Source organism: Xenorhabdus poinarii G6, from assembly GCF_000968175.1.
GTDB classification, from domain to species: Bacteria; Pseudomonadota; Gammaproteobacteria; order Enterobacterales; family Enterobacteriaceae; genus Xenorhabdus; species Xenorhabdus poinarii.
The window spans coordinates 2,646,371-2,658,252 of record NZ_FO704551.1 but is presented as its reverse complement, the minus strand read 5'-3'; the positions used below and the strand labels follow the sequence as shown (position 1 = coordinate 2,658,252).

The following is an 11,882-nucleotide window of genomic DNA, read 5'->3' as shown; positions in this document are numbered from 1 at the left end:
AAATGCTAATTAATAAAAGCCCGTTATTCATAGAATAACTTAGGTTGATATAATCCCCGCATCCATTATGCTAATAAAGCATATTATAAAAATCCAATATTTATTTTTATGGCATTTGGCGATTTATCTCATTCTATAAGTGAAAAAATAGAATCAATACTGCGGTTTCTATGCTTCGTGAAGCAAGGGAACTCTATGAGGAAAAAGTGAAAAAAGGTGAAGATGGTGCTTATGCAGGTGTAGAATTAAACCTCATTGCAGAGGGCGCCTTAGATGTAAAATTTGGTTGGGAATCGGATGAAAAAGGAGATTGGTCATTTAAAAAAGACGATATATTTGAAGTGGGATTTAGCATTAAAGCCGAGGCCAATATCAGCGGAGGAGTGTGTTACGGCATTATAAGTGGCTATGTCAATGGAACTGCTACGGCAGACGCTAAAGCGCTTATTGGGTTTGCTCCAAATCCCCAAAATGAAAAAGTTTTAGATTTGGTATTTTACCATGATGGTATAAAAGCAATGGTGAATGTAGAGTTGGCTTTTGGTGTAGGTAAGAAAGGTAATGACAATGATGAAGAGAAAGATAACGGAGTAAATACAAATGCTGAAAAAGAATGGGTTTTTCACGAACCATTACCTAAAGATAAATCGTCATACAGGATTTCTTTGGGTTAGTATTCTCTTTTTTACTATAGCCGCTATTAATGTGTTAGGGAAAACAAATATGGAATATAAATATTTATTATCAATGAACACGCATCGGAGTGTCTGTGTTGTACGCCTTAATGAGATGATGGCACTGGAGAACGTAGATTCACGGAGTGGAACAGAATCCAGTGGATTCAATGTCACTGCCTTTTTAGAAAATGGTAATAATACACTTTCTGTTTCAATGGGAAAAAAAGCTATTGATAGGGATTTTAAAAAATTTAATCCTGATTCATGGTGTGAAGCAATTATCAGAAAAGCATCTTCACATGACCAAGGTCAAATTATTAGTTACATTAAATTATCTGTAGATAAAAATGGAGATGTTGTTACCCATACCTCACCAAATCATATTACTGATAATTCATCAGATCTTGATTTTTCAGGTATGTCTAAAACTCGTGGGGAAAAAGGGTTGTATCAAGCGAAAAAAACTTATTCTATTAATGAATTACCTGATTGGATGTGGACAAAAGCAAGTCCTGTATCAGAAAAAAACTTACCTTCTATCAAAGCTTTTTATCAGGAAGTTATTGATACCTTTTCACAAAAAGACTTAGATAAATTATGGAAAATGAGTAAGTCTGCATGGGAAGAGTGGGCTATTGCAGATAATAGTAATCCCAAAATATTCTTTAACTCAATGGACTTTGAAGAAATGCTAAATAGTGATAATTACTCTGTAAGAGTAAAGCCTGAATGGGAAAAATTCAGATTAGTGAGTTATAAAAATGGCCGTTTGTTCCGCCTTGAAAAAGGCGCTTTTGGTCGTTCACCTATACTACTTGATAATAAATATACAGGTGATACTGCAACTTACAGCCCTTATTTATCCATAATTAATGGAAAAGTTGTTATCGCAAGGTAATGGCGTAATTTGGCTAATCATGACCAATGAGCATGATTAGCCAAATACCTATTAGAAAAATAAAAATCCCTTAGTGTTGATCTGAACGTTATGTTTGATTGGGAATCTTATGATAAATGATATTGTTATTTTAAAAAGTAGACATAATTAGAAGCTTAATTTTTCATCAGCGAGTGTGAAATATAGGATGAGCATCAAAAAAGAAGAAGGTATTTATGGTGGATGGGATAAATTAGAAGAGAACACAAATGAAGATAAACCAATTGAAAAAAACTGGATATTTCAAGAACCACTGCCAAAAGAAAAATCTCCTTACAGGATCTCTTTGGGGTAGCTTATTATTTTTTTTATTGTTAATGACAATAAAATGTGCATCAGGTAAATCAACTATGGAATATAAATATCTCGTCTCATTTAATACTCATCGTAGCCTGTGTGTTTTAAAAATAAATGGAATGTTAACACTAGAAAATATCTCTTCACGAACAGGTACAGAATCCAGCGGCTATAATATATCTGCATTTTTGGAAAATGGCTATAATACAATGGAAGTACTTATGGGGCGTAAATCATTTGACAAAGGAAACGAAAAGTTTCATCCAGAATCATGGTGTGAAGCAACAATCAAAAAAGTTTCTTCCCATGGTGACCAAGGCGAAATGATCAGTAATATTAAGTTAACGGTGGATGAACATGGCAACGTAACGACTAAAAATTCAATAAATCCGAATGAAAAATTTGCTTACGCAAATATGTCAACAAAGAAAGGAGAAGAAAACATCTTTGCCGCACAAAAAAATTTTTCTGTTACTGGATTGCCAAACTGGATGTGGACAAAAGCCACACCGGTTACTGAAAATGATTTACCTTCTATAAAGGCTATTTATCAGGAAATCAGCAATGCTTTTTCTCATCGTGATTTGGATAAAGTATGGAAAATGAGCCAACCAGCATGGGAAGAGTGGGCTATTGCAGAAAATAGTAGCGCTAAAATATTTTTTAACTCTATGGATTTTGAAGAAAACATAAGCGATAAATTTTCTATTAAAGAACCTGATTGGGAAAATTATAAATTGGTTAACTATAAAAACGGCCGTTTATTCCGTTTAGAAAGAGGTGTATTAGGCTCTTCTCCTATCATCTTTCATAATAAGAAAAATAAAGAAGATATTACTTACAACCCTTATCTATCCATAATTAATGGAAAAGTTGTTATCGCAAGGTAATGGCTTGGTTTGGCTAATTAGTGATCAGAGATCATAATTAGCCAAATTTCATGAACAAAAATAATGTGTTATTCGAGAAAATGCGGGTGTTGATATCTGTATTCTGTATGGGATGGTTCTTTAAGAACAATTTCATGTTCCCAATAGTTGCCAAAATCGTAAAACTAACGGAATGTATCACCTGTTCTCTTGATGTGTGTATTGAGTCTGATTGGTCCCTGCTTTACCCTTTGTCCTTTGGGGTTGATGAGTGATAAGATGCATATTGGCTTGAACTGTTCATGAGTACCAGTGCCTCATCGAAACGAACTGACATAACGTGATACAAAGTAAACTTATCTTTATCTTCAAGTTTGACGAAAATGACGATATATTAGGGGATTGAACAAAATCTATGAGTTCGATTTTGTCTAAATACCATTAATTGACTTAAATAAAATTTATTTAAAGCTATGTGAAATGACAGGGGAATTATGTCTTGGTTTTATGATAATAAGAATTTTTCTTATTTTATTGTTCTTTTCTCTCTTATTTTTTTGATACATAAATGTTTGGGATATCAATTAAAACTGATCTATGTTTTAAGTGCGTTTGTTTTCTTTTTATTGTTGGCTGCAATAAGTAAACGGATATATATCTGTTCGATTGCTTTCTTTTCTTTGGTCGGTGCCCTTTATACCCCAATCGGTCTCAATTACGGTTATCCCGATGTCAACGCAGTCGGATCATTAATCTATACAAATAGGCATGAAACAGCGGAGTATATTGGTGGACTGCCAATTTCAACTTATTTAACAGCTATCGCTATTTTTTTTCTGATGTTATTTGCCTGTAAGTTAAATGTTACCTTATCAGGCAAAAGTAAAAAAAGGTTATTTACCCTGTTTGTTATCTCGGCTTTCTGGTCACCAGTCAAAGGATATATCAAATCGGATTTTGAAGAGAGTTCGGAACTTTTGCATGTCAGTTTACCGGAAGTCCGCTTTTTTAGTGATGCCTATCAGAGCTACCATCAGGTTATGTCAGAAAATAATCGGTTTGCCAAGATCATCCAATATCGGGATAACTGGCAGCCGGTGGTGAAAGAAGAAAAGTATGATACTTATATCATGGTGATTGGAGAAAGTGTCCGAAAAGATTTTATGCATGCCTATGGGTTTCCAGATAAAAATACCCCTTGGTTGGATAACACGCCTGCCACAGTGTTAACCAACTACATTTCGGCGGCACCATCAACACAGTTATCTCTGACTAATTCTCTGGCAATTCGTGCAGACAATGAAATCCAACTGAATAACAGTATTATTGCATTGGCAAAAAAAGCAGGATTTGAAACTTACTGGCTGTCCAATCAGGGAATGAAAGGGGGTTTTGATTCTCCTGTCGCACTGATCGGCCAGCAGGCCAATCATTATACTTTTCTAAAAGAAGGCAGTTCAGATGACCGTAGTTATATACCGGATGACAAATTATTGCCTTACATTCGCAAGGCATTAGTAAAAGAGAATAAGAAGAAACTTATTGTTATTCATTTAATGGGGTCGCATCCACAACCTTGTGCCAGAACTAACGAAAAGTATCATCGCTATTTTCATGCCAAACAGATCTCATGTTATCTCCAGAGTATCCAAAATACGGATACTTTGCTGGCTGATGTTGAAAATATGGCCAATAAAAATCAATTGCACTGGACGATGCTTTATTTTTCGGATCATGGTTTGTCATTTGTGAATAAAAATACGGATAGTGAGAATCTGACCCATAACGACGCGAATAAACAGAACTATCAAGTGCCTTTTTTCATTACTGGATACAACTTTTCCTTCAAAAATACTGACGGAAACAAAACCGGTAAAAATGTCATAGAGGCCCCCCGCAGTGGCCTGAATTTATTACCTATGCTATCCACCTGGTTGGGCGTTGCAGAACCCCGCCTGGAATCCAAATGTGATTGGTTTTCCAATCAAACGTGCCAGAACCAACATACAGTGATTTCATTTAGTGATGAATATCAAGATATTCATCAATTGACGGATGATGCCATTAATTTCGCTTTATAAATATCCCGTTTAATGCGATAACCGCTGACCCCGTTCCTCTTGGTCTTGCCTGAAAGAGTTTTATATCATAGTGCCGTGTGGCGAGGGGGCATCTCTTTTATGGATATTGCTTCTTTATTGTGCCATAGAGGGTTGGTTTATAGGGAATAACGTATAAATAATGCATGACTGTTTGTCTTATTGTGGAAAGGAAGTTTTATGAATAATAATAAGTTTTTAAAACATATTCCCTGGATAATACTAGGGATAATTGGCGCATTTTGCCTTGGTGTTGTTGCCCTGCGTCGGGGAGAACAGGTTAGCGCTTTGTGGATCATTGTTGCTTCCGTGGCGGTTTACCTGGTTGCTTATCGGTATTACAGCCTTTATATCGCCACTAAGGTGATGAAGCTGGATGCGACACGAGCAACCCCGGCGGTTGTGAATAATGATGGTTTGAACTATGTTCCCACCAACAAAAATGTCCTGTTTGGTCACCACTTTGCCGCTATTGCCGGAGCCGGCCCGTTAGTCGGGCCTGTTTTGGCGGCGCAGGTGGGGTATCTGCCGGGAACATTGTGGCTATTGGCCGGGGTTGTGCTTGCCGGGGCGGTGCAGGACTTTATCGTGTTATTTATCTCCTCCCGCCGCAATGGGGCATCATTGGGTGAGATCGTTAAAGGAGAAATGGGGCGGGTTCCGGGTACTATCGCCTTGTTTGGTTGCTTCTTAATTATGATTATCATTCTGGCGGTATTGGCTTTGATCGTCGTGAAAGCCTTGGCAGAAAGTCCGTGGGGCGTATTTACGGTTTGCTCAACAGTGCCGATTGCGCTTTTCATGGGGATCTACATGCGTTATATCCGTCCGGGACGTGTAGGTGAAGTTTCCGTGATTGGTATTATTATGCTGATTGCTGTCATTTGGTTTGGTGGTGTCGTTGCGGCCGATCCCTACTGGGGACCAGCTCTGACTTTCAAAGATACCACTATCACTTATGCCCTGATTGGTTATGCCTTTATTTCTGCATTATTGCCAGTTTGGCTTATTTTGGCGCCGCGTGACTATCTGGCAACCTTCCTGAAAATCGGGGTCATTGTTGGTCTGGCGGTTGGGATCATTATCCTGAATCCTGAACTGAAAATGCCCGCTACCACACAATTTATTGATGGTACAGGGCCAGTTTGGAAAGGAACACTGTTCCCATTCTTGTTCATTACTATTGCTTGTGGTGCAGTATCGGGTTTCCATGCCCTGATCGCTTCGGGAACAACGCCTAAATTGCTGGCCAATGAGAACGATGCGCGTTTCATTGGTTATGGTGCCATGTTGATGGAATCATTTGTGGCGATCATGGCTTTAGTGGCTGCATCCATTATTGAGCCGGGTTTGTATTTTGCCATGAATACCCCACCAGCTGCGTTGGGTATTACCATGCCTGATCTGCATAATCTGGGGACGGCTGAAGCGCCTGCCATTATGGCTTCGCTGAAAGACGTCACAGCTCATGCGGCAGCGACGGTTAGCGCTTGGGGTTTTGTCATCTCGCCAGATCAAATTCTGCAAACGGCCAAAGATATTGGTGAACCCTCTGTCCTGAATCGTGCAGGCGGAGCGCCAACGTTAGCGGTGGGAATTGCTTACGTCTTCCATCAGATCCTGCCTGCGGCCGATATGGGTTTTTGGTATCACTTCGGTATTCTGTTTGAAGCGCTGTTTATCCTGACGGCGTTGGATGCAGGGACACGTTCTGGTCGTTTTATGTTGCAGGATCTTTTAGGTAATTTTGTGCCATTCCTGAAAAAAACAGATTCCCTGATTGCCGGCATTATTGGCACAGCCGGTTGTGTCGGTCTGTGGGGCTATTTGCTGTATCAGGGCGTGGTTGATCCATTGGGCGGCGTCAAGAGCCTGTGGCCGTTGTTTGGGATCTCTAACCAAATGCTGGCTGCGGTTGCGTTGGTATTGGGTACGGTTGTGCTGATTAAGATGAAGCGTGCGCAATATATTTGGGTCACGGTGATCCCGGCGGTTTGGTTATTGATTTGTACTACTTGGGCTCTGGGGCTGAAATTATTCAGTGATGATCCACGACTTGAAGGCTTCTTCTTCCTGGCGAAAGAGTATAAACAACGGATTGCGGCAGGGGGAGCAGAATTGACTGCCGAACAAATCAGTAACATGAATCACATTGTTGTGAACAACTACACCAATGCTGGCTTAAGCATTCTGTTCCTGGTGGTGGTATATAGCATCATCATCTACGGAATTAAAACGGCGATCAAAGCAAGCAAAAACCCGGAGCGTACTGATAATGAAACACCTTATGTTCCGGTGCCAGAAGGTGGGGTCAAAGTTTCTTCTACGCACTGATTGGATATATAAACTGAAAGCAGAATAACGGTTCTGTATCAGTCACAATGATACCCCACATAATCGACTCTATATTGTGTGGGGTACTTAATTGAGGAACCTTCCTTATGCAACAAGCTAGCTATAATCAGCCCTGAGGAGAGATTTATGCGTGGTAATTTTGGTCGTGCCGGCAAATATTTGGGACAGGCTGCCCGTATGTTGGTGGGCGTGCCTGACTATGACACCTATGTACAGCATATGAAGGAACATCATCCTGATAAACCTTATATGACTTATGAAGAATTTTTTCGCGAACGCCAGAATGCTCGCTATGGTGGTGATGGAAAAGGCGGTATGCGCTGCTGTTAGCGAAAAACGGCAGGAATGACAGCAAGAACGGGGATGGTGATCATTCCCTTTTTTATGTCCTTTTTCCTGTTCGGTTTTCTCTTTTTTTAAAGAAGAGGATGAAGAGATAATTCTCCCTTAGGATCAATTTTCAGTAGATAAAAGCAACATTATTTATAACGCAATAATGTTATTTTGTTATTGTCAAAAAATTTAATTAAAGAATGAATAATTAATTACATAAATTAAATTCACTTAATTTGTATGCTAAAAAGATATATTAATTATTTTTACACAGGCGGTAATTAACGCTACTTTATTCTGGAGTTTTATTTCCAGGTAGGTTTCAGGAAGCATTTAAAACTTTTACTCCCGTTATTTAAAATTTTCGGGTTCTAGGATATTTGTCTTTTTTTCAGGAGATTAATATGGCCTCAAAGAAAAAATATACCTATGTGGGGTTATCTGATTCACATTCCGTACAGGATGTGAATTCACTTCTCACCGCCTATATGCCAAACGTGGACCCTGGTATTCACGTTGCGCATAAAGTATTAGCAGAAGACGCACCGGATAAACTTTTACGTGGCGATTACCAGTGGGGCAAGAAATATATTCATTCCGGTACTCTGGAATTGTCTTACCATTTTCTGGAATCACAACCGGCTATCATGCCGTTGTTTAAAATTTCTGGCTTCAGTGCGTTTAATGAAGAACAAAAAGATGCCGCGAAACTTTCGTTACAATCCTGGGCTGATGTTGCCAATATTAAATTTACTGAGGTGAGTAGCGAAAATAAAGCGAATATCACTTTTGGTTTTTTTGATTATAGTGTCGATAACGATTATGCCTTTGCGACCCTGCCACAGGGACAGAGAACAGCTTATACTTGGTATGATTCTGAAAGCCATACTTTTGTCGACAATGACATTGACGTGAATGGTTATGCTCGTCAGACCTTCACGCATGAAATTGGCCATGCATTAGGGCTAGAACATCCTGCCGATTATGATGCTTCTGATAAAAAGCGTCCAAGCTATATCAACTCTGCGGATTATTTCGAAGATTCTCGTGCTTACACAGTGATGAGTTACTTCAGTGAAAAATTCACCGGTCAAGATTTCAAATATCAATATTCATCGGCACCTTTACTGAATGATATCGCTGCCATCCAGGAACTGTATGGTGCAAATATGGAAACCCGTCAGGGAGATACCGTCTATGGTTTCAATTCCAATACTGATCGCGATTTTATGACGGCAACGGATGCAGACAGCAAACTCGTTTTCAGTGTCTGGGATGCGGGTGGCGAAGATACCTTTGATTTCTCGGGTTTTACCCAAAATCAGCGTATTAACCTGAATGAAGGGACTTTCTCGGATGTTGGTGGTCTGAAAGGTAACGTGTCTATTGCCCGTGGCGTTGTGATTGAGAACGCAATAGGTGGCAGCGGTGATGATATTCTGGTGGGTAACAGTGCCGACAATATCCTGAAAGGGGGCGCGGGTGATGATGTCATTTATGGCGGCCTGGGGGGGGATCATTTGTGGGGCGGAGAAGGTAACGATACCTTTGTTTATCTGGATGGCAAAGAATCACTGAAAGATAACCCGGATTGGATCCATGATTTCATCTCTGGTGAAGATAAGATTGATTTGTCTGATTTCAATTTCGGCGAAACTGGCGAGATCAAATTTGTGGAGGCGTTCTCAGGTAAGGCGGGTGAAGTGCTGCTCACTTACGATGAAGCAAATGATGTTACTGATCTGGGGATCAGTCTGGGGGGGGATCTGGCTGGCAATGATTTTCTGGTGAAGGTTATCGGTCAACCCTTGACGGAGGCAGATTTCATCGTCTAATTGATGTCATGAAATAGGTCGAAGGCTGCCGTATTCCGCCCTGAATGCGGCAGCCTTATCAAAGAAAGGGTGAAAAGTGGACATGATGGAAAGGAGGTCGACGTGTTATATCGATGCCGAAGTTTACTGTCTGTTTTCTTCAACGTGTTGTCCGGTGATGGGTCATTTTTTATCTCGAAATGGCGTCGATCAACGTTAACTTTATGGGTGATTTTTTCTCTCTTTTTTGTTGGAGGATGTATGGCGAGTAGTTTGAAACTTCCGTCTGCTGGCGAGTTAAAAGGATTATGGCAGCTCACCGATGGGAATCAGCAGTGCAACATTGAATTGACGGATACGCATTTAGCGGACGGTTTTATTTGGGCGTTGAAAAGCGATGCTTGTGTAGCGCAATTGATTGGCGCGTCTGTTGAAGGATGGTATCCCTCTCCCGATGGACTCACTCTGACTGATGAGGATGGCAATAGTCTGGCCTTTTTTAGCCATGAATCGGAACAGTGGGCCGCCTACTTTGTTGATGGTAGGAAACTGATCATGACATTCAGCGGCGCAGCAAAAACAGGAACAAAATAAAAATGATGCCGGGTTTATATCCCATTATTTTTGCGTGACACTCCGGTGGGTTGAACGCAATAAGGGGAGATCACTCATGCATTTTGCTTCAGTTAATGATGAAGGGATTGCCGTGAAATTACGCTTTCCAAAGGATGAAATAACGGATGTTATCCGTGCACGCAGCAAGGTCTTCTGGACTGTGGGGTTATTTACCGCATTCATCAATTTGCTGATGCTGGTTCCCTCGGTTTATATGCTTCAGGTGTATGATCGGGTGTTGCCATCCAGTAATAAGATGACCTTGCTGATGCTGACATTAATCACTCTGGGTATGTTCGCTATGATGGGCGGGCTGGAATATATCCGTAGTATGGTGGTGATCCGTATTGGCAGTCAGTTTGATATGCGCCTGAACCAGCGGGTTTATACCGCATCTTATGAATCTAATCTGAGAAATGGTTCCACCGATGCAGGTCAAATGCTCAATGATCTGGCGACTATCCGCCAGTTTTTGACAGGCAGTGCACTGTTTGCTTTTTTTGATGCGCCCTGGTTTCCTGTTTACCTGTGCGTTATTTTCCTGTTCAGCCCATATCTGGGCTTACTGGCACTGGTTGGGGCAATTATTTTGATCTTGCTGGCGGTATTAAATCAGTGGCTATCTCAGGCGTCTTTGGCGGCCGCCAATACGCTTTCTTTGCGATCAACGCATTTGGCCAGTACTCACTTACGCAATGCTGAAGTGATTGAAGCACTCGGCATGTTGCCGACATTGCGCCATCGTTGGTTTGGTTTACATCAACGTTTTCTCAATTTTCAACGTATTGCCAGTGAACGATCTGCGGCGATCACGGCGTTGAGTAAAACCGTGCGCATGGCTTTGCAATCGTTGATCCTGGGCTTGGGCGGCTGGTTGGCAATTGAAGGGCATATCACGCCAGGGATGATGATTGCCGGTTCTATTTTGATGGGCAGGGCGTTGTCGCCGATTGAGCAATTAATCCAGGCATGGAAGAGTTGGAGTGCTGCCCGCTTGTCCTGGCAACGATTGGATAAGCTCCTGACAGCCCAACCTGAACGGAAAAGAGGAATGTCATTACCGACGCCTGAAGGCGCGTTGTTGCTGGAAAACGTATCCGCTATGCCACCGAGTAAAAGGCGAGCCGTTCCGGCATCACCAAATGGCGCATTACCCAAGCCCTCTTATGTCTTGCAGGATATCAGCTTCGCCTTGCGTTCGGGGGATGTCTTGGGGGTGATTGGTCCCAGTGCATCGGGGAAATCGACGCTGGCCCGTTTGTTGGTGGGGATTTGGCCGGCACAAGAGGGGGTTGTGCGGCTTGATGGTGCGGATATTTACCAATGGAATAAAGATGAGTTAGGGATCTCCATCGGCTATCTGCCACAGGATATTGAGTTGTTTGGTGGCACGATCGCGGAGAATATCGCTCGTTTTCATGAGGTTGAACCTGAAAAGGTTATTGAGGCGGCAAAAAAAGCCGGTGTCCATGAATTGATACTCAACCTTGAGCAGGGTTATGACACGGTGATTGGCGCGGGTGGCATGGGGCTATCTGGTGGGCAGAAACAGCGCATTGGTTTGGCTCGAGCACTGTATGGCAATCCCTCGCTTGTGGTGTTGGATGAACCTAATTCCAATTTGGATGATTCGGGGGAAAAAGCGCTGAACCAGGCAATTGCTCAATTACGGGAACAAGGTAAAACCGTGGTTGTTATCACCCACCGGCCTTCATTGCTCTCGCAAACAACCAAGATTTTGTTATTGGTACAGGGGAAAATGAAAATGTTTGGATCTTCACCACAGGTGATGGCGGCGTTGTCTCAATCACAATCACCCTCGCAATCACCCACACAATCACAAATAAAAACGGTCGAACATGCCTCGTAACATGACTCAGCCATAT

General features: G+C 41.5%; 10 protein-coding genes. All 10 read left to right on the top strand.

What is annotated here, in order from left to right:
- Positions 1 to 170: 170 nt before the first annotated feature.
- Positions 171 to 674: a hypothetical protein gene (locus XPG1_RS12380; protein WP_045959329.1), complete on the top strand. Its 504-nt coding sequence runs from the start codon at positions 171 to 173 to the stop codon at positions 672 to 674.
- Positions 675 to 723: 49 nt separating this feature from the next.
- On the top strand, positions 724 to 1,575 hold the full coding sequence (locus XPG1_RS12375; protein ID WP_045959328.1) for a hypothetical protein: 852 nt from the start codon (positions 724 to 726) through the stop codon (positions 1,573 to 1,575).
- Between the two features lie 187 nt (positions 1,576 to 1,762).
- A complete protein-coding gene (locus XPG1_RS18535; protein ID WP_157879498.1) occupies positions 1,763 to 1,909 on the top strand; it encodes a hypothetical protein in 147 nt (48 codons plus the stop codon).
- A 55-nt stretch (positions 1,910 to 1,964) separates the two neighbouring features.
- Positions 1,965 to 2,801, top strand: a complete 837-nt coding sequence (locus tag XPG1_RS12370) for a hypothetical protein (RefSeq protein WP_045959327.1) — start codon at positions 1,965 to 1,967, stop codon at positions 2,799 to 2,801.
- 473 nt (positions 2,802 to 3,274) lie between these two features.
- On the top strand, positions 3,275 to 4,861 hold the full coding sequence (locus XPG1_RS12365; protein WP_045959326.1) for a phosphoethanolamine transferase: 1,587 nt from the start codon (positions 3,275 to 3,277) through the stop codon (positions 4,859 to 4,861).
- Positions 4,862 to 5,059: 198 nt separating this feature from the next.
- Positions 5,060 to 7,213 carry a carbon starvation CstA family protein gene (locus tag XPG1_RS12360; RefSeq protein WP_045959325.1) on the top strand — a complete coding sequence of 718 codons (2,154 nt, stop codon included), beginning with the start codon at positions 5,060 to 5,062 and terminating at the stop codon, positions 7,211 to 7,213.
- A 147-nt stretch (positions 7,214 to 7,360) separates the two neighbouring features.
- Entirely contained in the window at positions 7,361 to 7,564 is a 204-nt protein-coding gene (locus XPG1_RS12355) for a YbdD/YjiX family protein (protein ID WP_045959324.1), read from the top strand.
- A gap of 407 nt (positions 7,565 to 7,971) precedes the next feature.
- Positions 7,972 to 9,402 carry a serralysin family metalloprotease gene (locus tag XPG1_RS12350; RefSeq protein ID WP_045959323.1) on the top strand — a complete coding sequence of 477 codons (1,431 nt, stop codon included), beginning with the start codon at positions 7,972 to 7,974 and terminating at the stop codon, positions 9,400 to 9,402.
- Between the two features lie 240 nt (positions 9,403 to 9,642).
- Positions 9,643 to 9,975: a protease inhibitor Inh/omp19 family protein gene (locus tag XPG1_RS12345; RefSeq protein ID WP_045959322.1), complete on the top strand. Its 333-nt coding sequence runs from the start codon at positions 9,643 to 9,645 to the stop codon at positions 9,973 to 9,975.
- 112 nt (positions 9,976 to 10,087) lie between these two features.
- Positions 10,088 to 11,866 carry a type I secretion system permease/ATPase gene (locus XPG1_RS12340; protein ID WP_045960739.1) on the top strand — a complete coding sequence of 593 codons (1,779 nt, stop codon included), beginning with the start codon at positions 10,088 to 10,090 and terminating at the stop codon, positions 11,864 to 11,866.
- The last annotated feature ends 16 nt before the right edge of the window (positions 11,867 to 11,882 follow it).